Raw genomic sequence first — 23,133 nt, 5'->3', positions numbered from 1 at the left:
TTCATAAAAACGAATATCTAAACGATATTCTTTGACACGCTTTGTTCTATTGAACATCCATATTCAAACTCCATTTCATTTATTCCTTGCCGACAGTTAAACTGTTAAAACGGCGACTGTTTATTCAATTTCTTTTAAAATCAGCCCTGCTCGAAGCCCTGTTTTTACCTTAGGGTTTGGAAATAAAATCCAGACTTGTTGATCATGCGCAACATAATCCCCAGCCTGTTGTGTTGCAATCAACTCGTCTTTCTGAAAAGTAGAAAAGTTTGGTGCGTCAGCACTCAATTTGAGTTGAAAATCTTCACTTTGTTTTAAGATTGAATCCACCACCTTAAACTGTCGAATGTCGGATTTCTGTCTGATCGGCAATGCTTGATCTGCAAGAACTGCGCGCAGCATCTGGTCAGTACTGGCAAACTGGGCTAAATCATTGGCCCCAAAAGGTTTGGCCTTGCCTAGCTCCAAAGTACTACTCGCTGCTTGAAATTTTTCAGCCGTAAAATGAGTAAAGGTTTTGCCTGCGGCATTGTGATAGACCAAAGCATCCAAATCAGCAGCCTCTAGACTTTGAATAAGGAACTCATCATAAGGCTTGCTTTGATATGGAAATAGGGCAAAAACAGGCAGCAATGAGGCACGAATTGCCGTATGCAGATCATAATGATAGCGCTGTGCTTGCGGCTGACTTTGTTCAAAAAACTGTGCTGTTACTTGCTCTAAGTGAGCAGCCCGTTCGGTTTCCTGATCTTGGGCTAAGTGCTGATAGGCACCACAAAACATGCGGTTCATATCATTTTCAAGATAGCGCATCCCATGTCGAATCGCTTCAGGATTACCCAACACAAACAGTACCCGTACTGCAAGCGTTAAACGCTCGGCAAATAGGTCATGAATAATTTGGTCCAATAGCTCGATCGGTGCAGTTTCATTGCCATGAATCCCAGCAGAAAGCAGCATGGTCTTTCCATAGTTTGTCTTCGGTGTACATTGCAATAGCCCTTCACCCAACCACTGCCATGTAAATCCCGTCGTCTCACCTTGCATCTGCACAGGCATTCGTTGCGTTAAAGTCAACGTTAATAGATCAACCATGTACTTTCATCCTTAAAAGCCGTTGTTTACTGTTTATCTTTGGAAGTGATAAACCGAACCTAAAGCTAAAATTTTGGTTAACTCATCTAATGCGGTACGGCTCTCGATCAATAAACTTGGATCGGCCAAATCGTCTTGTGTTAACTCATCACGATAATGCTGATCCACCCACTGATTCAGCGTTTTGAATAATGCATCATTCATAAACAGGTTTGGATTCACCGCATTCAGTTCCGCTTCATTCACGGCAACACGTAATCTCAAACATGCAGGTCCACCGCCATTACGCATACTTTCACGTAGATCAAACACCTTAATGTCATCAATTGGCGTACCCATTTGAATCATGTCATTCAAGTAGCTCCATACCGCCTTGTTGTGACGTGATTCCTCTGGTACCACAATGCTCATGCCACCATCTGCACGGGTCAAAATCTGGCTGTTGAACAAATAAGTCGAGACTGCATCTTCAACGCTGACACGATTGTCAGGGACTTCAATCGAGATAAAATCTTGTTCGATCCCCGCCATCTTGTGACGAATTTCATTCAATGCACCAGCTTGATTTAAAAAGGCTTGCTGATGATGGAACAAGACCTGTTGATTACTCACCGCAATCACATCGTTATGAAATACACCTTGATCAATCACATCTGGATTTTGCTGAATGAACACGGTTCGTTTCGCATCTAAACGATGTAAACGAGCAATTGCCTCACTTGCTTCACGGGTTTGACGCGCAGGGAATTTCTGCGGTGCAACCGTTCCACCCAGTTGTTGCTGTCCATAAACAAAAACCTGTACACCCGCCTGATCATATCCACCACCAAGGCGGTTATGATTGGCTGCCCCTTCATCACCAAATAAGGCGGCTTCAGGCAGTGCTTCATGATGCGCGAAATATATATCATTATTGAACATCGCTTGAAGAATACGCGTGGTCGTATGGTGCTCAATTGATCGATGGAACTTATTATTTAAGTTTGCAGCGGTAAAATGCATGCGTTTGTCAGCACTATCTGCCGATGGTGACACCGTACACGAGTTGGCCGTCCACATCGATGAGGCTGAACTCAATGACGATAACAAGGCCGGTGCAGTACGCATCGCTTGGGTAATGACATCAATATCACTGCCAGTAAAACCCAAACGGCGTAACGTTGGTACATGCGGACGCTCTTGTGGGGCAAACACACCCTGCTTGAGTCCTAAATCCGCAAGGGCTTTCATTTTCTTCAAGCCTTGTTTTGCAGCCAGCTTAGGATTTGACGCGTTATTACGGTTCTTGGTTGATGCGACATTCCCAAACGACAAACCCGCATAATGATGGGTCGGCCCCACTAAACCATCAAAATTAATTTCATAACCTGACATTTTATTCTCCCTGTGTCCCGATACGAGCCGAATTACAGCACAATGCCCGGTGATAATTTTGAAGGTAAAGTAACGCTGTCACTTTCCAGTGAAGCCATAGGCCATGCACTATAGTCTGCTGCATAGAAGGCACTGGCACGATGGTTCCCAGACGCCCCAACACCACCAAATGGTGCGGCACTTGAAGCACCTGTTAATGGTTTATTCCAGTTCACAATGCCTGCACGCGCTTCAATCAGTACACGATCAAATAAATCACGCTCAGGTGAAACCAAACCCACCGCCAAACCAAAACGAGTGTTATTGGCAATGTTTAAGGCCTCATCGAAACTGTTATAGCGATAAATCGTGGTGAGTGGACCAAAGTATTCATCATCAGGGATATCGGTCACCTGAGTAACATCTAAAATACCTGCGGTCAGCAATGAACTATCGGCTTGTGGACGAGTCATTTCTAAAAGAGGTTTTGCACCCAAAGCAATCAGTTTGCTTTGCGCCGCTAACATTTGTTCTGCTGCATGTGCAGAAATCACCCCGCCCATAAAGGGTTGCGGTTCAGCATTCCAGCTTCCTACGACTAAGTTCTTCGCTACTTCAACAAAACGTTGAATGAAAGCATCACCATTGGCACCATGTTTAACAATAATACGACGTGCACAAGTACAACGTTGCCCCGCAGAAACGAAAGCGGATTGAATCGCTAAATTCACCACCGCATCAACATCGCTGGCTTCATCAATGATCAGGGCATTATTGCCGCCCATTTCCAAAGCAAGAATTTTTTCAGGTGCACCTGCCATTTGTTTATGCAAGTGATAGCCTGTATTGGCACTGCCCGTAAACAGTAAACCGTCAATTTGTTCTGCTGCTGCAAGTGCTTCACCCGTGCTGCGTCCACCTTGTACGATATTCAGCACCCCCTTTGGTAGACCTGCTTGCTGCCATAATTTTGCAGTTTCTTCAGCCGTCCAAGGCGTGAGTTCACTTGGTTTAAACACCACGGTATTACCCGCAATCAATGCAGGCACAATATGACCATTTGGCAAATGACCCGGGAAGTTATACGGGCCAAATACGGCGAGAACACCATGTGGACGATGACGTAGTGAAGCCACGCCATCTGGCATTTCAGTTTCGCTAAAACCTGTCCGTTGATGATAAGCACGAATCGAAATCGCCACTTTGCCAATCATCGATTGCACTTCGGTCAAAGTTTCCCAAAGTGGTTTACTGGTTTCTTGGCTAATCACTTCGGCCAATTGGGTTTTATGCTGTTCTAATAATCCAGCAAAACGTTCAATTGTCGCGATACGCTGTTCTAGTGGCAAACGTGCCCATGCAGGAAATGCCTGACGCGCTGCATCGCAAGCCAGTGCAACATCGGCTGGGCTTGCTTCATGCCCCGCCCAAATTTGCTGATTGCTCACCGGATTGGTTTTTTCGAATGCGCTTCCTTGTCCCTGGACCCAAGCACCATCAATTAATAATGCACCTTGTGACATTAGTTATTCTCCATTTTTTCTAATGCTAAGACACGGACTTGATCGTGTTCAGCAATATTCAGTGCCTGTGCTTGTGTTGCCGTCATATACAAAGTCTCACTTTCATCAACTTTGTTATTGACCAGCAACACGGCGTAATCTTGGTATTGGTCATTGGCAACCAAAAAATGTGTCTCAGTACTTTCGACTTGCTCAGTAAGTTTAACTTTGAGCAAGCGGCTCTCTTTCACCGCCCGTAACTCAGCAGTATTGGCTTCAAGTGTTGGCCCAGCATCGAAAATATCAACATAACCTTGATATTTAAGACCTTCTGACATCAACACTTTTGCCGCAGGCAGCGTATGTGGGTGTACTTCTGCAATCACCTCACGTGCCTCTGAACTCAGTAAGTCAACGTAGACTGGAAATCTCGGCATTAGCTCTGCAATAAAGGCTTTTTGCCCCACACCACTGAGATAATCTGCGGCAGCAAAATCCATATTGAAGAATAAATAGCCCAAGGAATCCCAAAAAGGTGACTGTCCGTTTTGATCCGAGAAACCACGCATTTCAGCAATCAATCTTTCTTCGAAAAACGAGCGGAATGCAGCAATAAACAGAAAACGAACTTTGGATAAAAATTTACCGTTTTGGTTTTTGCGATATTCAGGATCAAGGAACAAGGTACAGAGTTCACTACACCCAGTATGGTCATTACTTAAAAACAGGGTGTCTAATGTCTTATACACATTTAAGGCTTTAGAGGCGTGCACCTGTTTTGCCACACGAAAGTTGTAGAACGGTTCATTCAACCCGACCGCAACTTCAATTGCACTCACACCCACAATTTTGTGAATGCTGGTGTCTTCCAATACAAATAGATAACTTGCCTCGCACTTTTCGGATAAGCCGTCTAAAGTGCGAGTGGTACGTGTAATACGTTCAGCCAAGATTTCTTTATTTTGTGGTAAGGAAGTCAGGCCAATGCCAGACTCCCCCGCTCGTTGCGCTAAACGATAAATATCATCTAAGTCCCGATGCGCTGCATGTCGAACAATCATCATGGGTAGATGCTCACAGCAGACTTAGAGGCGTGCTAATGCACGAACAAAACGGCTTAGACCTTCATCAATATCGTGTTGAGGAATGATCAATGAAGGGGTAAAGCGCACCACATCTGCACCCGCTACTAAGGCCAATAGCCCTTCTTCACCCGCTAAGGTCACGATATTCTTCGCTTTGCCAGCATGTTCATCTTTCAATACACAACCGATTAACAAACCTTGACCACGGATTTCTTTGAACAATCCATACTCAGCATTGATTTTGTTTAAGGCATCAATGAAATATTGGTGACGTTGTTTAACGCCGTCTAACACTTCTGGTGTATTGATAAATTCAAACACTGCGCCAGCAACTGCACAAGCCAATGGGTTCCCGCCATAAGTGGTACCGTGATCGCCAACTGCATACATGTTGGCATAATGATCTGTAGTGATCATTGCACCAATCGGGAAACCACCACCCAATGCTTTTGCTGTGGTCAAAATGTCAGGTGTTACCCCTGTATTCATATAGGCATACAATGAACCTGTACGACCCACACCCGTTTGTACTTCATCAAAAATCAGCACCGCACCTTTTTCATCACACAGTGCACGCAAGCCTTTTAAGAATTCGATATCTGCTGGCAGAACGCCACCTTCGCCTTGAATCGGTTCGACAATGACTGCACAAGTATTTTCAGTGATCGCTGCTTTTGCTGCTTCAAGGTCATTAAATGCAGTGTGTTCAATACCGCCTGGTAATGGTGCAAAGTCTTGAGAATACTTTGGCTGACCACCTGCTGTTACGGTAAACAAAGTACGACCGTGGAAAGCATTTTTAAAAGCAACAATCTGGTTCTTATTTGCATTACCACTCAGCAAACCGACTTTACGCGCCAGTTTTAATGCTGCTTCGTTGGCTTCTGCACCCGAGTTACAGAAAAATACTTTGTCTGCAAAGGTGCTATCCACCAATTGTTTCGCAAGGCGTAATACAGGCTCGTTGGTATAACCATTCCCAATGTGCCATAGCTTTTGTGCTTGTTCAGTTAAGGCTTTTACTGCAACAGGATGTGCATGACCCAAGGCATTTACCGCGATCCCACCTGCAAAATCAATATATTCTTTATCGTTTTGATCCCAAAGACGTGACCCTTCGCCGCGCACTAAAATGAAATTTGCTGGGGCAAAAACGGGAACCATCCAATCATTAAAATTGCTACGTGTAATTGCGACTTCGCTCATTTTATTTACTCACTTCCTGTTTAATCTTCAGGCTTGTTAAATGCTCAACAAGCCCTTCACTTTAATTTTATAAATGACTTAACCTGGGAAAATACCGCGTTCTTTACGCGCTTTCAGAATACGTTCACATGCCAAAATATAAGCTGCGGTGCGTAAGCTACATTCCTTCTGTGCTGCCGTGTTCCAAACATCTGCAATGGCTTGGATCATCAACTTATCAAGACGTTCATTGATTTCATCCTCGGTCCAGAAGTAACTCGCCATATCTTGAACCCATTCAAAATAACTGACAGTTACACCAGCCGCGTTACAAATCACGTCAGGCACAACAGTAATGTCGCGACTGACAAATACATCATCTGCTTCTGGATAGGTTGGACCATTCGCACCTTCAAGTACGATTTTCGCTTTCAGCTTTTGTGCACGTTCAACCGTAATCTGACCTTCCAATGCTGCTGGAATCAGAATGTCCATATCAACCGTCCAGAATTCTTCGTCTGAGATCACAGTTGAATCAACAAAGCCCATCACGCCACCAGTTTCAACCACATGCTTTTGCAATGCTTTAACATCTAAGCCTTCTGCATTGAAAATGGTACCGGTATGGTCTTGTACAGCAACGATTTTTGCGCCTGCATGACTAAACAAATAAGCCGCTTCATTACCAACATTACCAAAGCCTTGCACAGCAACTTTGCTGCCCTCAATCGGTAATTTAATGCGCTCAGCAACCTGCATACCCGTTACGAATACACCGCGGCCTGTTGCACGAACACGACCCAATGAACCGCCTAGATGTACAGGTTTGCCTGTGACCACACCTGTTACGGTATGACCTTTGATACTTGAATAGGTATCCATCATCCAGCCCATAATATTGGCGTTGGTACCGACATCTGGTGCAGGAATATCAATTTGAGGGCCAATGATTGGACTGATTTCACTGGTGAAACGACGGGTTAAACGTTCTAATTCACGCGCTGAAAGTTCTTTTGGATTCACGCGAATACCGCCTTTGGCACCACCAAATGGCAGGTTCAGTACTGCAGTTTTAATGGTCATCCATGCAGATAAGGCCATGACTTCATTAAGTTCAACATCTTGGTGATAGCGGATACCGCCTTTACCTGGACCACGTGATAAATTGTGCTGTACACGGTAACCTTCAAAATGGCGAATTGAACCATCGTCCATCACGATTGGAACATCAACGATAAGCGTACGCTTTGGGGTTTTTAGTGTGTTGACAAAGTTACTGAGGTCCGCATCCAAATAAGGTGCCACTCGATCTACTTGAGTGAGAAAAGTTTGCCAAGCACTGCCATTTTGAGCCGCATATGATAAAGACATCATCTATTCCTTAATTAATCAATTGTCCCTGTTATTCACAGATTCCCTTTGTTTAAGGGCGTCCTACCCCCATCCTCCCTGATGCGCATTCAGCTTCTTTCGTGCCGAAGTGAAAATGCTTGGGGTGTTGTATAGTTATTATTATTAAGAATCAAATTGATTCACAAAATTCGTTATAATGATTAAAATGAATTATTTTTTATCAATTTGCTAATAGAAAGAATCAAAATGAACAATATCGATCATATTATATTAGGCTTACTCAAAGACAATGCCCGGATGTCGATTACCGACTTGGCAGCAAAAACACGGGTGTCACGTGCCACCGTGCAGAAACGAATTGAATATATGGAATCAACGGGGATCATCACAGGCTATACCGTGCGTTTCCGTCCCAATGCAGAAAAAAATATCATTCGGGCATGGATGAATATCATGGTAGAAGGTACGCGAGCACAGGCGGTAATTCGAGAATTGCGCTTAGAATCAGCCGTTGAGCGACTGCATACCACCAATGGTAAATGGGATATTCTGGTTGAGTTGCAATCTGATAGTTTGGAAAACTTTGATAAAGCGCTAGAGCGAATCCGAAATATTTCAGGGATTTACAATAGTGAAACCAGTATTTTGCTCTCCACCTATAAGACCTAAAAAAAGGGACTCTAGCTAGAGTCCCTTTTTAAATGAAATGGCTTAATAACTAACACGGCGATAGTTACGATATTCTGGCGTCCAGAAATTATCTTCAATCGCTTGTTTCAACACATCATTACTCAACGGTACGGCCAAGCCATCCGCCATAGCAGCTTTTGCTACTTTAAAGGCAATAAACTTAGACACCTGTTGAATATCATTGATATTTGGCAATAAATCCGCTGCGGCATTTTTCAAACGTGGTGAACAGTCTGCCAAAGCAGTACTTGCAGCCATTAACATCGAGTCACTAATATGGGTTGCGCCACATGCGATCACACCTAAACCAATCCCAGGGAAAATATAGGAATTATTGCACTGAGCAATGGCGTAGACCTTGCCTTGATAATAAATCGGTGCAAAAGGACTACCTGTTGCCACAATTGCAGCACCCTGCGTCCACTCAATAATATCTTTTGGTTGTGCTTCAACTTGTGAAGTTGGGTTCGACAACGGCAATACAATCGGATGCTTATAATATTTAGCTAAGGTTTTGATGACTTCTTCACTAAACAAACCTGCCTGCCCAGAAACCCCAATCAAGATACTTGGTTTGGCATTCTTGACTACATCCAACAAAGCAACGTTGTCACCTGTATATTCCCAAGTGCTAATTGCATTGACGGGTGTGGCAAGTTTTTGCTGAAAATCGAGTAAGTTCGGTTGTTGATCGGTCATCAAGCCGAAACGATCCACCATAAAGATGCGTGAACGCGCTTCATGGTCACTCAGACCTTCGTCCATCATCTGTCTAACGATCTGTTCAGCAATACCACAACCCGCAGAACCCGCACCAACAAAAGTAACCGTTTGATCTTTTAGCTGTTTACCTTGTGCTCTTGAGGCAGCAATGAGGGTCGCAACAGTGACTGCTGCTGTGCCTTGAATATCATCATTGAAACAGCAAATTTTATCGCGATACTGAGTCAATAAAGGCATGGCATTGGTTTGCGCAAAATCTTCAAATTGAATCAGCACATCTGGCCAACGCTGACGCACTGCCTTAATAATCTGCTCAACAAATTCATAATATTGCTCACCACGGATACGCGGCTGTTTCCAACCCATATAAATTGGATCATCAAGCAATTCTTGGTTATTGGTACCGACATCAATGGTGATCGGCAAAGTATAAGCAGGACTAATCCCACCACATGCGGTATAGAGTGACAATTTGCCAATTGGAATCCCCATGCCACCAATACCCTGATCGCCAAGACCTAAGATACGTTCACCGTCAGTAATCACAATCACTTTCACGTTTTTCTTGTTGACGTTATGGATAATTTGATCGATGTATTGGCGCTCTGGATAAGAGATAAAAATACCACGGTGACGGCGGTAGATATCCGAAAAGCGCTGACAGGCTTCACCAACTGTTGGGGTATAAATGATCGGCAGCATTTCATCTAAATGCTGACTCAATAGGTTATAGAACAGGGTTTCATTGGTGTCTTGAATATTTCGCAAATAAATATGCTTATTCAAGTCACTATCGAAGGAAAGGTACTGCTGATACGAACGCTGAGTCTGCTCTTCAATATTCTCAATATTGTACGGAACTAGACCATGCAAGTTAAAATTCTCTCGTTCTTCTTCCGAAAAAGCAGAGCCTTTATTTAACAAAGGGAGTTCTAAAAGAGCGTTTCCAGCATAGTGAATATATAAAGGTTTTTTGATTTTACTAAGGTTCACAGACATACTTTACTCTTTAGACTCTCTCTCGAATGTACAAAAAATGGATTTGCTGACGTACTTTAAAAAAGTACTTTGGCATGGGCAATAATTTACACCAATCAGAGCACAAAACCGAATAAACTGGCGGTATGTAAACCAATTCAACATTTAGTAAATAAATAGTAAACCCTATTTTGGATCACTTTTTAATCTTCTTGCAACATTTTGAATTATTTTTGCACCAACATCGCTTTAGAATTGTAGTGATATCGTTTTACAAGCTTTGCAATAGACATCTATCTCAAATAAGGAGCGGCTACTGCAAGTTATAACAATCTATCTTAAGCAGTGAAGATTTACTTTTTTAAAATCGCATGACGCCCGATCATCTGAGTTTAGTTTTCAAATCTTTTTTCTTCTTATCGTTCACCACACTACGACTAAACCCTTTAAAACCGACAAGATGGGACAATTTTGCCCTATCTCTTGCAAATGATCGTCAGTTTTATAAGATCTAAGTGAAAGCATTGCTCACCCTATAACGCTCCTTGTTTGATCATGAGCAATGCCTTCATCCATAAAAATTAAACCAAGATGGTGATACCCCCAAAATCAATTTCACCCACCCCGGAAACGAATAGACAGTTAAAATATAAAGGTTGTTTATATGAAAAAATTAGGCCTTATTCTTCTTTTTACGTTCTTTGTGTCAGCTTGTTCAGAAAAGATGCCTGAGGTTAATGATGAAAACTGTAAACGTGAAAACATTGCAAAGATCAAGGATGATTTCGCCCGAGCAAATTTCAGCGATAAGTGTTTTAGTCGCGGTACAGTGCAAGATACTGGCTCTAATAAAGAATATTAATTGGGTTTTATAAGTCCATATAAGAACTTTCTAAAATCAAAAATTTAATATGATGCTGATGTAATGATTCGTATTGTAGAAAGTCTGGATTAAACGCAATATGCATAAAAGAAAGTTCAGTTAAACCTTCTTTTATGCCCGTTTAAATCATTCAGTTGTCTTATTAAAACTGAATCTAATCTCAATGATTTCAATACCCGCCCGAATACTTTAAGCCTTATTTTTCTTGGATTTCTTGCTAAAAAAACTTAAGGCATGTGAATAATGCGTCGGTGTAATGCGCTGAATCAGATCCAGGACTTTGGCATCATTGCCAATCAAGATCCGCGCTTTATCCGCTTTCACCGCATCTAGAATGACTTTGGCCGCCTGCTCTGGTGGTGTTTTTAAAACCTTATTAAATGCCTGACTGGCTTTGGCTGGATTCATACCTAGGCTCCGAATACTGTCACTCATCCGTGCGCTATTGGCGATATTGGTACGGATTCCTCCCGGATGTACACAGGTTGCACTCACGCCATCATTTTGAAGTTTTAATTCTTGTCTTAAGGCTTCGGTAAAACCACGAACTGCAAATTTAGTCGCGTTGTAGGCACTTTGCGTCGGTTGTGCGGTTAAGCCAAACAGACTGGAAATATTAATAACATGCCCTTCGCCACTTTGCTTAAGATAAGGCAAGAACTCTTTGCAGCCATAGACCACACCCCAGAAGTTGATTTTGAAAATCCATTCCAATTCTTCATAGCTCATACCTTCAACTGTGCTGGCGAGCGCAACACCAGCATTATTAAAAATCAGGTTGATCTTGCCATGTGCCTTAAAACTGTCTTCAGCCCAGTCACGAACGGCTTGTTGATCAGAGACATCCAGTTTCGTCAAAGTGACTTTAACTGGATACCGTTGTAACAATGTCTGTGTTTCAGCCAAGCCTTTTTCATTGACATCACTCAGCGCTAAATGTGCGCCTTGCTGTGCCAATAAAACCGCCAGTTGTTGCCCGATACCAGATCCCGCGCCCGTAATTGCAGCGACTTTTTGATTAAAATTTTTCATATCATGACTCTATTTGAAGTTGATAAAAATTGGCAGCGTTTTGTCTAAACATGGCATGCAAAGCCTGATCACCATAAGGACTCAACATTTGAATATAGGCATGGATTAGGTCATTTAAACGGGTGTTCGGCTTGTCCATCGGAAAATTGGATGCAAACATGATCCGCTCTGTACCAAATACTGAGATTGCGTGCTGAATCATAGGTGTCAATAAACTCACCATCTCAACAATACTTGCTGTTCGACCCAGTTTATAGAATGTGTGTCCAAGTACTGGCATCATCAAGCCCGAGATTTTGGCATGGACATTTTTCTGTTCAGCCAAAACCGCAATATCTTGCTGCCATTGTTTAAAAATGGCATCACGCTGCGATTGTGTCATTCCCGTTTTCTTGCCCACGGCTCCAAATAAACCGACAGGTGTCGCCAGATGATCAATCACAATAGGTGTTTCAGGAAAATGCTGAGCGAGAGTTGTAATTTCATTTAATTGAGTAGAATAGCCCCAAGCATCAAAAGATAAATTCAATTTTGCCAGCTGCTCAAAACCTTTTAAAAACTTCTTGTCCTGATATAAGTGAGCTTGGTCACACCAGCGATAAATCCCCTTGTCTTGATGCCAAGCCGCCATTTTACGGATACCGCGAAAGCGTGGACTGGCCTGCTGATGGGCTTGAAGAATATCTTTGAACTTTCGATCTCTTGGATCAGCTGTTGCGACAATTGCACCTAGTTTTAGACCCTGTGCATTAAAATCTAATTGCTGAAGCCAATCCGTTTCTTCAACCACACCAAAGCCTTTGTGGTGATGCCAGTTGGCTTCGACATGAACCACACTCTCGACTGAGAATGGCGAAATGTCTGCCTGATAATGCTCAGGTAAATAAGGACGCAATGCGTATTCTGTTAAGCCTAAACTATCCAATAACGGCTTAGGCTTGACCAACCTGACCACTCGATCCATCACCCTCGGATATTTCCCCAAAGCTTTGACCAATAAGGCTGCTGAATGCGGTGTGTGATAAGGATCCCATTGATGGATATGCGGATCAATAATTGAAAAATCTAATCTTGTCATTGTTATACTCAAAGACATAAAGTGTTAAATACTGCTCATCCATAGCGATCTCTAATTGTTCTAAATAGCTTTGTTGTTTTAGCCTACTGAACAAATCATTATGAATAAAATGATTTATTTAAATATTCAGATATGAATATGATTCATTCCATGTCAGAAATGGCTGACCCATATTCGTACAATAACTATTAATTTCATAGCTTTATTAAAAACTTACAAGAAACTATCGTTCTCAACTTATAAAAATAATGTGCATTTTTTAAAAAATAATAAATGCATTATCAACTGCTTAATTTTTATTGATCTTTTCTCATCGACCAACTTCTTGTAAATAATTCTCATTTAAATATACTTTACACCCTTATTGCCGTCCTAGCCTCCCTTCAGGTTAGTTAAAACTACCTCTCTCATGCTCCAACAGCACTCATCAGGTATCTATATGTCTGCTTTCTCCCCACGCAAAAATCTTATTACTGTTGAAATTTTAAAACAAAGCAGCCCATTCCTCTTATCTTTAATACCTGTGCTGTCGTGGGCAGAAACGACCTCAGAACACCCCACACAACTCGCAACCATTAATGTGCAAGCTGAGCAATCCTCCAGTTATATTGCTGAACAAACAGCATCAACATTACGCGGCAATCAAAACAATCTAGAAAGCCCACAAACCGTAAATGTGGTGTCTAAACAATATATGAAAGATTATTTGCCAGCAAATTTGGACAATGCACTGACCCAAGTCAGCGGCATTACGCAAGGCAATACTTTGGGGGGTACTCAAGATACCGTCATGAAACGGGGTTTTGGGGATAATCGTGATGGCTCGATTACCGTGAATGGCATGCCAATTGTGCAAGGTCGCACCATGAATGCTGCAGTTGAGCAGGTTGAAGTATTAAAAGGTCCTGCATCTTTACTTTACGGCATTATGGACCCAGGTGGTGTGGTCAATGTCATTACAAAAAAACCTGAAACGACGCAAAAAACTGAATTTTCAGTGTATGGTTCAAGCTTCGCCGCAGGTAAAAATGGTTTAGGTGCAAGTCTGGATACTACGGGTGCAATCAGTGACAGTAACTTTGCCTATCGTTTTATTGCCGATCATTCCGATACAGACTACTGGCGTAATTTCGGGAATCTTAAACAGACTTTAATTGCACCATCATTGGGTTGGGATAATGGTCACACCAAAGTCAATTTAAGTTATCAATATCGTGACTTTGACGTCCCTTTTGATCGTTCCACTATTTTTGATCCTAAAACGAAACAAGCCTTACCGATCTCAAAATATCAACGCCTAGATGAAGCCTTTAACCAAATGAAAGGTGAAGCTCATTTGGCACAATTATTGGTTGATCATCAGCTTAATGATAACTGGTCAGCTCACTTAGGTTATAGCTATAACTATGAAACCTATGATGCCAATCAACTCCGTGTGACCAAGCTAAATACGGCCAACCATACGGTGACACGCCGTACCGATGCCACCTTAAACGCAGAAAGTATAGACAGTAATGCTCAAGCCTATCTCAATGGTTCGGTCAATTTACTGGGGTTAAAGCATGATATTCAAATTGGTTCAGATATCGAATACCGTAAATATTTCCGTCCAGATATGGTTCGTGGTGATAGCTCAACCTTAGATTATTTAAATCCCAAGTTTGGAACTGTTGAAGCATCTAAAAATATCGTTGCATCCGATAGCGACCAAACCGATAAATTGCATACCTATGGTTTTTATCTGCAAGATGCGATTCACTTAAATGAAAACTGGATTGCCGTACTCGGTGGCCGTTATCTGAATTATCAACAGACCGCTGGACGTGGACGACCATTTAAGGAAAATACCAATACCAAAGACGATGCTTGGCTCCCGCATGCGGGCTTAGTCTATCAATGGAATGATCAGCTGTCTTTCTATGGCAGCTATACCGAATCCCTCAAACCCTCGTCTTCAATTGCACCTTTAGGCGGCAATGCAGTCATTGATGCTGATGTCAAACCTGAGCAAGCCAAATCTTATGAAGTCGGTGCAAAATACGAGTTCAATGAGCGTATTAAAGCCAACTTTGCTGTCTATGATATTAAAAAACGTAATGTTTTAGCCAAAGTCACCAACCCATCGAGCAATGAAATTGAACTACATACCACAGGTGCCGTCCGTTCCAAAGGCGCTGAACTCGACCTGACAGGCCGTCTGACTGATCAACTTGATGCAACCCTGACCTACGCCTATACCGATGCCAAAGTCACTGAAGATGAGCTTGGTCTGCAAGGCAATCGCTTGAGTAATGTCGCACGAGATACAGCATCTCTGGCCTTAGCCTATAATTATGGTGAACTTTATAATGGCAAATTACGTTTAGGTCTCAGTGGCAATTATGTCGGTAAACGTGCCGGAGACTCGGAAAATAGCTTTGACCTGCCTGAGTATGCACTGGCCAATGCCTTTGTCAGTTATGACACCACCATTGCCAAACAAGCGGTTAATTTTCAATTTAATTTAAATAATATCTTTGATAAAACCTACTATACGGCCAGCGTTAATAATCTGGCTGATACCTAATAATATAAATATATAAGAGTAACGAGATAATTGTGGGATTTGATGGGATATTGTGAGATTGAATGGGATGAGTTTTGAAAAGGTTTTACATCCTATGAAATAGAAAAGCGGACAAATAGTCCGCTTTTTTTATTCATCGAATAAGTCAAGATTGGGGTCTTCCTGAACATTAAGCTTCTCTTCAGAGTTTACGATACTGCGAATTGTACGCAGTGTCACGCTGAATTTACGAGCAAGCTTTTCTTTAGACATTGTTGGTGCTTGTTCACGGATCGCTCTGTTGCGCATTGCAACAGTGATCGGTGTGCCCATTGGAATTTCAATGTGATCATTACCAAGCTGATCTGCAAGCAATTGAAGCTTACTCAAGCCTATCACTTGAGCAAGCTCAGAATTTACATTTAAAGCCTGACGAATTGGTATGTAGATTTTAGTACCACCGAAGGCATCAATTAAATTCAGCGCATTTTCGACCTTGATCAAACGTGCAATGAAGATGAAATTTTTAGGCATCAGGTTAATGATCTCATCGTCTGTGAAAACTTGCTGTGCATCGGTGATGTGCGGACGATAAGCCATGATCTATACCTCCTATACTTCCAAAGTGACACGCTCAATGCCGCAACGCTTGCACCACTGGCGTAAGTGATTAATGATCATGTCTGCATGTTTGCTGCTCAAAAACTGTAACGCACTCACTTCAACACGGTTTTCAACAAATTGTGCCAGTGCCTTTTCACTGCCATTTTTAACGTGACCAGCTTCGTGCAGCTGAAGCCATAAATGGCGGATTAATTTACTTTGTGAGTCACTTGCCAAGTTTTTAATATCGTCTTTATTCTTAGGTTCAACAGAAAAGCCAAGTTGTTTTAAACGATCCAGTACAGCTTCAAGCTGCGCTGGAGTTAAAAGTTTAGAACTGTCTTTACCTGTCGTACTTTTTAGAATGTCACGATATACATCATCGTCTAGACCGAGCTTTGTTTTTGCTACATGAATAAGCTTGATCAAATTCAGCTTTTTATTGAATTTAGCCATTACCAGAACACTCCTTTAGCTGCATCAGCAAGTCCAATCAAAGCCAGTGCTGCAAGACACAATGATGATCCAGCTTTAAAACCATAAGCTTTGCGTTCAAAGACTGTCTGACCAGTAATTTTTCGTGCAGACCATGCTTTTTTTGCTTCAGTACAGCAAGTCACCAAGCCGATTCCAAAAACAGCAAACAAAGCTAAGACACTCAGGCAATTCATAATTTCTGTCATGAACTTGCTCCCAACTTTTCAAATTCTTGTCCACCATTCATGGCTTGGTTGAGTTGGGCATCCTTTCCAGCTTGACAGCCAGCGTATAAATCTTTTTGGTAACGGTCAGCATTGGTATTGGTCTTTTTATTTCGATCCTTTGCTTCGCCATCTTTGATCTTGCGTTTACTTTGAATGTATTCATCAATTTGATTTAATTTATTTTCATTGGGTTTCAATGCAGAGACCTGTTTGGTTGCCTCCAACACCCAACCTTCACAAAATAGATCTGCACGTTTGATCTTATTGGTTTTGATTTTGACTCGACTTAATTGAGTTGAAATATAATTAAGGCGTGACTTTTTTAATTGGCGATACAATACATCAAATGCATAAGATGCAATCTCTGGAGCTGGATCAAATCCAATGAAAAGCCAACGATGTACTTTCTTAAATCCCAATTGTGCGGTGATCTGAATGTCATGGTTTAGCAAGACTTTACAATCCATGATTTTCGCTATTGAGTTTGCAAGTACGGCCTCAAAAACTGTTGGAGTTTTAGAACCACTACCAGCTATAAAGGCCTCTTGAATGCCGAGAAGTTCAGCATCATCTGCATCAATTTTATATTTTTCCATTAATGCTTGAGCTTGGCGTAAAGCAGTAGCAGCTTCATGTTGATTGGCTGATTTACTCAATGCCAAACACTTTTTGATTTTTTCGATAACTTCTGTTTTTTTCATGCAATCTCTCCAAGGCTAAACTTTATTTCTTCAGGTAAATTTTCAAGTTCTTCGTGTGTCAACATGGTTTCCTCGCTGCTCGTCAGTACCAGTCCACGACGACTGGCAGACACAGGCACGGATGCCTGTGTTTCGCTTAGAAGTTAGTTGGCTGTCCTACAGCACGAGTTAAGGCCATTAATCCTTGCTGAAGTTGAGTGACTCCAGTATTGATCCAACGGTCAGGTTGAGCTTTCGTTAAACGCTGATCTTCAGCAGCGTCACTATTATCGAAAGCTGTCTGAAATTGCTGGCGGACGTGGTTCGCGATATTTTCTGCTAAGACTTGTAAGTTTTCGCCCTGAGTTTTAATTTCATTCAACAAATCAACTTCTGGCTGAGTAAGGTCACGATAGCCTTTGATTTTTTGGTGTTGATTTTCCATTAGTTCACTGCCTCTTTAAGTGCTTTGCCTGCTTTGAAAGTTGGTGCTTTTGATGCCGCAATTTGAATTGCTTCACCAGTCGCTGGATTGCGGCCAGTACGTGCAGCACGATCAGTAACTTTGAAAGTTCCGAAGCCTGTAAGGACGACTTGACCACCATTTGCCAAGGTATCAATGACACCTGTTTCAACTGCCTGAAGAGCAGCTGTTGCTTGAGTTTTTGAAATACCAGCTGAAGCTGCGATGTGGTTGATAAGTTCTGATTTATTCATGGTGTATTAACCTTTTAAGTGAGTTGAGCTAGCTGTCAGAATTGCAAAAAGCACATATAAAAATTCTGGCCAGCCTGTTGTGTGTAAACTTCCTGCGATAAATCCACAGGTAACAATTGCAATAGAAAGTTCTTTCATTGCTAAGCCTTTAAATGGATGCGATGTCGAGTGAAAGTGGTAAGTAGCCACCAGTTGCGTCATCACGGTTGTAAAAGCGTAAGTAAGCTTTGCTGCCGATAATGTTGATGCTGTCCGAAATGGCTTGCATTGCTTGCTTCCACTTGGGGTGATTGATTTCATGGCGTTTTAAACCGAGTACTTTGGCTGTGCTGATTTCTCCTTTTTTATCCACATTAAATGCGGCACTGATAATGACTTTAATTTCATCGCGGCTGCCTTCAGTCCATTCCTCAAGACACTGATCAATCAGTTCTTTAGCAGCCTGAAGACGTTCATCAAAGTTGATGGTCTGTGCGATATTGCGCTGGACTTTTAAACGTCCGTCATAGCTCATGAGAGTGACATTGCCTTTATTTCCACCAACAGTTACACCGTATTGGTCAGCTGAAATGGCGCAAAAATTGGCTACATCTTCAAAACTTTGGACTTTGAAATCTTTCAAGAGTTCATGTAGTTCATTGACTTTTTCAAAAAGCTTGCGAACGGTTTGATCGCGCAATTTGTCAATTTCTTTGACGTTTGCTTCAGGAACAAATGCGCCTTGTGAGTTTTCCCAAAAGCCTTCTGGTTTGTTGTGAGTTGTCATTGTGTTGCTCCTTGAGTTGTTGGTTCTTGTGCTAATTCCGCAGCTTTTAAGCGGTCAAAGCATTGTTTGTGGGTTTCACCATCGCGTTTGTTTTGAGCGACATACGCAAATAGTTGTTCTTGTGGAATGTTTTTAAGTGCGCTTTGTTCGATCTCTTTGCGTTCGGCATTGGTTTTATTGATCAGTTCCGAAAGAGAGAAAGCTGGACGCTCATGCTTCTGGCGTTCGTGCTCAGCTTGATCCGCAGCACGCTCAGATTCGGTTTTTGTGCGTGATAATCCGTGGCGTGGAGTAGCATCTTGAGCTGGTACATATTCAGGTTTAAATGAAGTGATGACTTCATATAGATAGCCGTGATTTTTGAGTGGCAGTTGAAGCTTGCCTTGATCTCGACGTTCTAACATTGTGACGATTGCCCACACCCATGCAGCGCGTGGCGCTGGATAGGTGTGATGACCTCGTTTGATTTCCTTAGCCGTAATATCAGGCGCAATTTCGCTTATTAGTTTTGCTGTACGTTCAAAAGTCAGGTCACGACTATCAGAACGAAACATTGCCAAGTACTTGATCAATGGATGTTGTAAATCACCAGTCACGCTAAGTGCAGAAACAAATGCTTTGCTTGCATCGCTATGACCAAGCAATGCATCAAGACTGCATGTTGCTCCGCAAGCTGGGCATCTAGTTTTCATGCGTTTGCTCCTTCAGCGGCTGCGCACATGGTTTTAAAGATTTTGATTGCTAAGAAGCCGCCACCAACTGCCATACCAGCTCTTTCCATTTCAGCTGTTGGTTGTTTAGGCACAAGGACGTAATCACCACTAAGTAATTTGTCTAAATCTTTATTGAACTGAACACGTTTAAGCTCAGGTTTATTTTTTGAATTAGTTTTCATAATTAGCCTCGGAAATGTTTTTGTTTTGCTTCGAGTGCAGACTGACAACCAATACATAAAGTCACGCTGCCAAGTCTGCGTCGTTGTTCTGGAATTTCAGTACCGCATTCTTCGCAATCGAAGTAGCTTGTAAATTCCACTCGCTTTGCATTGTGCAAAGCGTGGTCAAGATCGGTTTGAGCAATATCTGCTGCTACATCTGCAAAATCAGCCATGACATGCTCCTAGAACTTTTGCTAAATGGCCGCAAATTGTGTCAATGCAGAAGTAAATGATTAGCCCAATAAGAAAAACTCGTTCTGTTGACATGGTTAGACCTCCATTACCAAGTCATCAGTAATGACTGGTGCACCTAACTCAGCCGCCACATTCATTGCACCTGTGATCAGGTTGCCAACTGCCAAAGGATATAAAAGGCTTTCGTTTTGATTTTTACGCCCAACATTGCGAGTAAGCTTGGTGCAGATAGCATCCAATCCAGATTCATCAATAAAGTCCTCAAGCTTGCGATCTATCGACTTGCAGCGGTGTTTGAGGTAATCAACTAGGCTGGTTTGTGTGAACGGTTCAAGCGTGACAATCTCACAACGCTGCACCACTTCTCGAACTTCTGGATTGTTCTCAGCAAGCTTGATTTTGAGTTCATCTTGTCCAATCAATAGGATGCCCATTAAGGGGGTGAATCCATTTTCAAGCTCAAGGAATCGCTTGAGATGCTTCAGTGTTGGAATCGGTAGGCTTTGCGCTTCTTCGATGATCAAGACATGACGGTGTCCAGCACGCATACTTTCTTTGAGTAGCTCATGTATTTGGCGAAAGCGTGCTTCAGGTGAACGTTTTGCATTGGTACTTGGTGCTAATGCCGCCAATATTGCTTCAGCAATATGTAGTGATTTAAGGGTTTTACCTTTAATGTCGTTATCTTCAGTCGCAAGTACATAAGGCTCAATCACAATGACTGGTTCACGCTCACGTTCAATGCGGTCAATCTGTCCACGACGTAAAGTAGACTTACCTGATCCTGACTGACCGACAACCGCAACAAAGGAAGAGTTTCCTTTAATGACTTGCCACATTGATTCGCTAACATAATTAATGTCTGCATTGGTGAATAATTCATCTGAACTACGGATGTTTTCAGTGAATGGGTTCTTGAACAGCTTGAAGTGTTTTTTGGCTGCTGGTGTTAGAGTCTGTTTACGTAGTAGCATAAGTTGCTCGTCCTCTGATGGGTCTGCTGCACACTCACTGTCCAAGGCTTGGTCGTTATTGGTGTGAGTCTGTGCAGTAGTTAATGCTTGTGAAATTTGATCTGATCCAATTCCTTTCGCTTCTAAAAGCTCAATGAACTTTGACTGGAATTGGTCAGGGTTCTTTTTTGGTCGTTGACCGTGATTAACAAAAATATTGACCGTTGCTGTGCTGACTCCTAGTGGTTTACAGAGTGAGCTTTGGGCAACGTTGTGTTGTTTAAGTAGTTTTTTTAATGCGCTCATGATTACTCTCCAACCACACGTAATTTAGGTTTTGTGGATTCGTTTTGGATGCCAGCAATGATTTCTGGAATGACTTCCTGTGGCACTTCACCTGTAGGGAAAGATTTTTGAAGTGCCTTATAGTGGTCGTGTGTCCAGAGATCACCGACAACACCTCGAATTTGTTTTGCTGCTTGGATTAAATTGACTGGTGCAACTTGACGACGTTGATCAGGTGTAGTCATTTGCTCACCAGCTCGTGGCAAGTAATCTGGTACTACGGTTTGATTTACATCTGCCATCGGATCGATGATGTGAGAAAAAGCGCCTTTACGTTGCTTGATGGCTTTTTCAACTTCTTCATCTGTGTTGACGTTGTATGCTTTTTGGCGAATTTCTTTACGCACTTTGTCTAGTTGGCTGTCAGCTTTGGCGCGTGGTGTTTCACCAATGATTGTTGCTGATTCATTCCAGCCACCAATTAAATCCATTTGATCAGGTTCAATGGTGTAAACCATTGGATTGCCATGTTCATCTGTACCTAATAGGTCAATGCAAGGCGCACGGAATGGGTTCACCACCACATCAAATTTTGCTTTGACATGCACGCCCCATACATGACTTACATCATATTCATACGAACCATATCCATTGATTGTGTGTTTCACACGTAAGTTGCCAGTGACTGTTTTAGATTCAGGTTTCGTTGTCACCAGTTCTTTGCATAACTCAATTGGTGGAGCGATTCGTAATTTTTCAGGCTTAATTGTTTGCCATACGGCATTGCGTGTTTTACCCGTGCGAGAATGAACACTGGTCTCATTAAAATGAGCAGTCCATTTCGAGGCGAAGGCATTGAGTTGAGACAAGGTTGTGATCTTGTCTTTCATATACTTAATACGGCCTTCAAACTCGCATTCGATAATGTCTTGGTGCTTCTCAACTTGACCTTTGGCGCGTGCATTACCTTTAGCGTGGTCAATAATTTGGATGTCCAAACGATCAAGTAAATTCGTAAATAAGCCACTGGTCATCGCACTACCTTTGTCGGTGTAGATGATCATTGGTACGCCATGCATAGGATTCTTATTGTCTCGACGCTGCATAGCATTCAACATAATGTTGATCAGGTTTTGAGCCGACTCACTTCCACGAACATATTCAAGATAGACATTGCCACTGTAGTGATCTGTGATCACATAGCGAGTCACCATGTCTTTCTCAATGCGTTTTAGGTTTTCTGGCTTGTTTTTATTGAACTCGCTAGGATGCATATCACGCACACCACCTTCTTTGGGAAGGTAGAACAAAATGCAAGTTGATGCGTCTAGCTCCCATACATGGTTCGGGTGCAAGCTGCGTTGGTTTTGATGTGGTGTTGGTGCTTCAAGCATGGTCGGATGACATAGCTCTTGCTTCATGCGTCTGCCAATGGTTGCCGCACTCACATCGGGTGCAACGCCATTTGCCTGCGCAATTTTTAAAGCACCTTTGATACTGGTTGTACGCTTACCATTTGCACGGGTCGCTTCATAAACCAAACCACCAATAAGCTTTGCTGTATCAGCATCGACTACACTTTTACCTTTATCGCTTCGGGTTTTGCGACCAGTGGTGTAACCAATTGCTTTAAGTCTGCGATATAGCTCATTGCGGCCAATCGACAAAAATGCCGCTGCTTCAGAAACAATTTCATCCTTGCTGCCAAAACCTGAAGTCTCCAGTTTTTGCTTAACTTCCTTTAAATATTCGGCTTGCGCCAATTCAACAGTATCTATTTTGGCAGCCATG

The 23,133-nt window shown here is 42.3% G+C and carries 25 protein-coding genes and 1 other RNA gene; 3 read left to right on the top strand and 23 right to left on the bottom strand.

Annotation, left to right across the window (positions count from 1 at the left end; genetic code table 11):
• Positions 1-120: 120 nt before the first annotated feature.
• From astE to MN869_RS14915, 6 genes are all read right to left on the bottom strand, one after another.
• On the bottom strand, positions 121-1,095 hold the full coding sequence (gene astE / locus MN869_RS14940) for a succinylglutamate desuccinylase (protein ID WP_033133156.1): 975 nt from the start codon (positions 1,093-1,095) through the stop codon (positions 121-123).
• Positions 1,096-1,128: 33 nt separating this feature from the next.
• Positions 1,129-2,469: an N-succinylarginine dihydrolase gene (gene astB, locus MN869_RS14935; protein ID WP_033133157.1), complete on the bottom strand. Its 1,341-nt coding sequence runs from the start codon at positions 2,467-2,469 to the stop codon at positions 1,129-1,131.
• 32 nt (positions 2,470-2,501) lie between these two features.
• Positions 2,502-3,971 carry a succinylglutamate-semialdehyde dehydrogenase gene (gene astD / locus MN869_RS14930; RefSeq protein WP_033133158.1) on the bottom strand — a complete coding sequence of 490 codons (1,470 nt, stop codon included), beginning with the start codon at positions 3,969-3,971 and terminating at the stop codon, positions 2,502-2,504.
• Positions 3,971-5,014: an arginine N-succinyltransferase gene (astA, locus tag MN869_RS14925; RefSeq protein WP_033133159.1), complete on the bottom strand. Its 1,044-nt coding sequence runs from the start codon at positions 5,012-5,014 to the stop codon at positions 3,971-3,973. The genes astD and astA overlap by 1 nt, the downstream gene beginning before the upstream one ends.
• 21 nt (positions 5,015-5,035) lie before the next feature.
• Complete coding sequence (locus MN869_RS14920; protein WP_005205143.1) at positions 5,036-6,241, bottom strand: aspartate aminotransferase family protein; 1,206 nt, start codon at positions 6,239-6,241, stop codon at positions 5,036-5,038.
• A gap of 78 nt (positions 6,242-6,319) precedes the next feature.
• Positions 6,320-7,594: a Glu/Leu/Phe/Val dehydrogenase gene (locus MN869_RS14915; RefSeq protein WP_243308532.1), complete on the bottom strand. Its 1,275-nt coding sequence runs from the start codon at positions 7,592-7,594 to the stop codon at positions 6,320-6,322.
• A gap of 225 nt (positions 7,595-7,819) precedes the next feature.
• Between MN869_RS14915 and MN869_RS14910 the strand changes: the two genes are divergently transcribed.
• The gene (locus tag MN869_RS14910) at positions 7,820-8,242 is read left to right on the top strand and encodes an Lrp/AsnC family transcriptional regulator (RefSeq protein ID WP_004654809.1); all 423 of its coding nucleotides are present in this window, start codon (positions 7,820-7,822) and stop codon (positions 8,240-8,242) included.
• A gap of 42 nt (positions 8,243-8,284) precedes the next feature.
• On the opposite strand, the gene MN869_RS14905 is transcribed toward MN869_RS14910, so the two are convergent.
• The gene (locus MN869_RS14905; protein ID WP_033133160.1) at positions 8,285-9,985 is read right to left on the bottom strand and encodes an NAD-dependent malic enzyme; all 1,701 of its coding nucleotides are present in this window, start codon (positions 9,983-9,985) and stop codon (positions 8,285-8,287) included.
• Positions 9,986-10,628: 643 nt separating this feature from the next.
• Here MN869_RS14905 and trbK point away from each other — a divergent pair.
• Complete coding sequence (gene trbK, locus MN869_RS14900) at positions 10,629-10,826, top strand: entry exclusion lipoprotein TrbK (protein WP_005205150.1); 198 nt, start codon at positions 10,629-10,631, stop codon at positions 10,824-10,826.
• Positions 10,827-11,036: 210 nt separating this feature from the next.
• Here trbK and MN869_RS14895 read toward each other — a convergent pair whose 3' ends face one another.
• Complete coding sequence (locus MN869_RS14895; RefSeq protein ID WP_033133161.1) at positions 11,037-11,879, bottom strand: SDR family NAD(P)-dependent oxidoreductase; 843 nt, start codon at positions 11,877-11,879, stop codon at positions 11,037-11,039.
• 1 nt (position 11,880) lies between these two features.
• Entirely contained in the window at positions 11,881-12,957 is a 1,077-nt protein-coding gene (locus MN869_RS14890; RefSeq protein ID WP_033133162.1) for an amidohydrolase family protein, read from the bottom strand.
• Between the two features lie 439 nt (positions 12,958-13,396).
• Here MN869_RS14890 and MN869_RS14885 point away from each other — a divergent pair, with 439 nt between their 5' ends.
• The gene (locus MN869_RS14885) at positions 13,397-15,523 is read left to right on the top strand and encodes a TonB-dependent siderophore receptor (RefSeq protein ID WP_243308530.1); all 2,127 of its coding nucleotides are present in this window, start codon (positions 13,397-13,399) and stop codon (positions 15,521-15,523) included.
• Between the two features lie 129 nt (positions 15,524-15,652).
• Here the strand turns inward: MN869_RS14885 and MN869_RS14880 are convergent, their stop codons facing one another.
• The 14 genes from MN869_RS14880 to MN869_RS14820 form a co-directional block, all read right to left on the bottom strand.
• Complete coding sequence (locus tag MN869_RS14880; protein WP_005203905.1) at positions 15,653-16,102, bottom strand: Mor transcription activator family protein; 450 nt, start codon at positions 16,100-16,102, stop codon at positions 15,653-15,655.
• 12 nt (positions 16,103-16,114) lie between these two features.
• Positions 16,115-16,561 (bottom strand): regulatory protein GemA, encoded by a 447-nt coding sequence (locus MN869_RS14875; protein ID WP_243308529.1) that lies wholly within the window; start codon positions 16,559-16,561, stop codon positions 16,115-16,117.
• Complete coding sequence (locus MN869_RS14870; protein WP_243308527.1) at positions 16,561-16,788, bottom strand: hypothetical protein; 228 nt, start codon at positions 16,786-16,788, stop codon at positions 16,561-16,563. The genes MN869_RS14875 and MN869_RS14870 overlap by 1 nt, the downstream gene beginning before the upstream one ends.
• Complete coding sequence (locus MN869_RS14865) at positions 16,785-17,510, bottom strand: DUF2786 domain-containing protein (protein WP_243308525.1); 726 nt, start codon at positions 17,508-17,510, stop codon at positions 16,785-16,787. Before MN869_RS14865 ends, MN869_RS14870 begins: the two co-directional genes overlap by 4 nt.
• A gap of 69 nt (positions 17,511-17,579) precedes the next feature.
• Positions 17,580-17,648: hammerhead ribozyme type II (locus MN869_RS14860), an RNA gene on the bottom strand.
• Entirely contained in the window at positions 17,647-17,934 is a 288-nt protein-coding gene (locus MN869_RS14855) for a hypothetical protein (protein WP_243308524.1), read from the bottom strand. The genes MN869_RS14860 and MN869_RS14855 overlap by 2 nt, the downstream gene beginning before the upstream one ends.
• Complete coding sequence (locus MN869_RS14850; RefSeq protein ID WP_243308521.1) at positions 17,934-18,206, bottom strand: HU family DNA-binding protein; 273 nt, start codon at positions 18,204-18,206, stop codon at positions 17,934-17,936. Before MN869_RS14850 ends, MN869_RS14855 begins: the two co-directional genes overlap by 1 nt.
• Before the next feature lie 6 nt (positions 18,207-18,212).
• Entirely contained in the window at positions 18,213-18,344 is a 132-nt protein-coding gene (locus MN869_RS20425; protein WP_005203930.1) for a hypothetical protein, read from the bottom strand.
• A 10-nt stretch (positions 18,345-18,354) separates the two neighbouring features.
• A complete protein-coding gene (locus MN869_RS14845; protein ID WP_243308519.1) occupies positions 18,355-18,972 on the bottom strand; it encodes a DUF3164 family protein in 618 nt (205 codons plus the stop codon).
• Positions 18,969-19,664, bottom strand: coding sequence for a DUF2752 domain-containing protein (locus MN869_RS14840; protein ID WP_243308510.1), 696 nt, complete (start codon positions 19,662-19,664; stop codon positions 18,969-18,971). Before MN869_RS14840 ends, MN869_RS14845 begins: the two co-directional genes overlap by 4 nt.
• The gene (locus MN869_RS14835) at positions 19,661-19,867 is read right to left on the bottom strand and encodes a hypothetical protein (RefSeq protein ID WP_005203936.1); all 207 of its coding nucleotides are present in this window, start codon (positions 19,865-19,867) and stop codon (positions 19,661-19,663) included. Before MN869_RS14835 ends, MN869_RS14840 begins: the two co-directional genes overlap by 4 nt.
• A 2-nt stretch (positions 19,868-19,869) precedes the next feature.
• Complete coding sequence (locus MN869_RS14830; RefSeq protein ID WP_005203937.1) at positions 19,870-20,082, bottom strand: TraR/DksA C4-type zinc finger protein; 213 nt, start codon at positions 20,080-20,082, stop codon at positions 19,870-19,872.
• A gap of 96 nt (positions 20,083-20,178) precedes the next feature.
• Positions 20,179-21,363 (bottom strand): AAA family ATPase, encoded by a 1,185-nt coding sequence (locus MN869_RS14825; protein WP_243308508.1) that lies wholly within the window; start codon positions 21,361-21,363, stop codon positions 20,179-20,181.
• A gap of 2 nt (positions 21,364-21,365) precedes the next feature.
• On the bottom strand, positions 21,366-23,132 hold the full coding sequence (locus tag MN869_RS14820) for a DDE-type integrase/transposase/recombinase (protein WP_005203939.1): 1,767 nt from the start codon (positions 23,130-23,132) through the stop codon (positions 21,366-21,368).
• Position 23,133: the final 1 nt, after the last annotated feature.

Origin of the sequence: Acinetobacter sp. NIPH1876, assembly GCF_022808535.1 — a bacterium.
In the GTDB taxonomy this organism is placed as follows: domain Bacteria; phylum Pseudomonadota; class Gammaproteobacteria; order Pseudomonadales; family Moraxellaceae; genus Acinetobacter; species Acinetobacter higginsii.
This window is presented reverse-complemented; position numbering and strand designations above follow the sequence as displayed.

What these genes read in the sequence shown, in the direction of transcription:
- MN869_RS14920 (WP_005205143.1), bottom strand. Translation starts at nt 6,241, where the DNA reads ATGAGCGAAGTCGCAATTACACGTAGCAATTTTAATGATTGGATGGTT.
- MN869_RS14840 (WP_243308510.1), bottom strand. Translation starts at nt 19,664, where the DNA reads ATGAAAACTAGATGCCCAGCTTGCGGAGCAACATGCAGTCTTGATGCA.
- MN869_RS14910 (WP_004654809.1), top strand. Translation starts at nt 7,820, where the DNA reads ATGAACAATATCGATCATATTATATTAGGCTTACTCAAAGACAATGCC.
- MN869_RS14895 (WP_033133161.1), bottom strand. Translation starts at nt 11,879, where the DNA reads ATGAAAAATTTTAATCAAAAAGTCGCTGCAATTACGGGCGCGGGATCT.
- MN869_RS14870 (WP_243308527.1), bottom strand. Translation starts at nt 16,788, where the DNA reads ATGACAGAAATTATGAATTGCCTGAGTGTCTTAGCTTTGTTTGCTGTT.
- MN869_RS14850 (WP_243308521.1), bottom strand. Translation starts at nt 18,206, where the DNA reads ATGAATAAATCAGAACTTATCAACCACATCGCAGCTTCAGCTGGTATT.
- astA (WP_033133159.1), bottom strand. Translation starts at nt 5,014, where the DNA reads ATGATGATTGTTCGACATGCAGCGCATCGGGACTTAGATGATATTTAT.
- MN869_RS14825 (WP_243308508.1), bottom strand. Translation starts at nt 21,363, where the DNA reads ATGAGCGCATTAAAAAAACTACTTAAACAACACAACGTTGCCCAAAGC.
- MN869_RS14880 (WP_005203905.1), bottom strand. Translation starts at nt 16,102, where the DNA reads ATGGCTTATCGTCCGCACATCACCGATGCACAGCAAGTTTTCACAGAC.
- MN869_RS14875 (WP_243308529.1), bottom strand. Translation starts at nt 16,561, where the DNA reads ATGGCTAAATTCAATAAAAAGCTGAATTTGATCAAGCTTATTCATGTA.
- MN869_RS14885 (WP_243308530.1), top strand. Translation starts at nt 13,397, where the DNA reads ATGTCTGCTTTCTCCCCACGCAAAAATCTTATTACTGTTGAAATTTTA.
- MN869_RS14855 (WP_243308524.1), bottom strand. Translation starts at nt 17,934, where the DNA reads ATGGAAAATCAACACCAAAAAATCAAAGGCTATCGTGACCTTACTCAG.
- MN869_RS14835 (WP_005203936.1), bottom strand. Translation starts at nt 19,867, where the DNA reads ATGAAAACTAATTCAAAAAATAAACCTGAGCTTAAACGTGTTCAGTTC.
- MN869_RS14890 (WP_033133162.1), bottom strand. Translation starts at nt 12,957, where the DNA reads ATGACAAGATTAGATTTTTCAATTATTGATCCGCATATCCATCAATGG.
- MN869_RS14865 (WP_243308525.1), bottom strand. Translation starts at nt 17,510, where the DNA reads ATGAAAAAAACAGAAGTTATCGAAAAAATCAAAAAGTGTTTGGCATTG.
- astB (WP_033133157.1), bottom strand. Translation starts at nt 2,469, where the DNA reads ATGTCAGGTTATGAAATTAATTTTGATGGTTTAGTGGGGCCGACCCAT.
- MN869_RS14845 (WP_243308519.1), bottom strand. Translation starts at nt 18,972, where the DNA reads ATGACAACTCACAACAAACCAGAAGGCTTTTGGGAAAACTCACAAGGC.
- MN869_RS14820 (WP_005203939.1), bottom strand. Translation starts at nt 23,132, where the DNA reads ATGGCTGCCAAAATAGATACTGTTGAATTGGCGCAAGCCGAATATTTA.
- MN869_RS14905 (WP_033133160.1), bottom strand. Translation starts at nt 9,985, where the DNA reads ATGTCTGTGAACCTTAGTAAAATCAAAAAACCTTTATATATTCACTAT.
- MN869_RS20425 (WP_005203930.1), bottom strand. Translation starts at nt 18,344, where the DNA reads ATGAAAGAACTTTCTATTGCAATTGTTACCTGTGGATTTATCGCAGGA.
- trbK (WP_005205150.1), top strand. Translation starts at nt 10,629, where the DNA reads ATGAAAAAATTAGGCCTTATTCTTCTTTTTACGTTCTTTGTGTCAGCT.
- MN869_RS14830 (WP_005203937.1), bottom strand. Translation starts at nt 20,082, where the DNA reads ATGGCTGATTTTGCAGATGTAGCAGCAGATATTGCTCAAACCGATCTT.
- MN869_RS14915 (WP_243308532.1), bottom strand. Translation starts at nt 7,594, where the DNA reads ATGATGTCTTTATCATATGCGGCTCAAAATGGCAGTGCTTGGCAAACT.
- astD (WP_033133158.1), bottom strand. Translation starts at nt 3,971, where the DNA reads ATGTCACAAGGTGCATTATTAATTGATGGTGCTTGGGTCCAGGGACAA.
- astE (WP_033133156.1), bottom strand. Translation starts at nt 1,095, where the DNA reads ATGGTTGATCTATTAACGTTGACTTTAACGCAACGAATGCCTGTGCAG.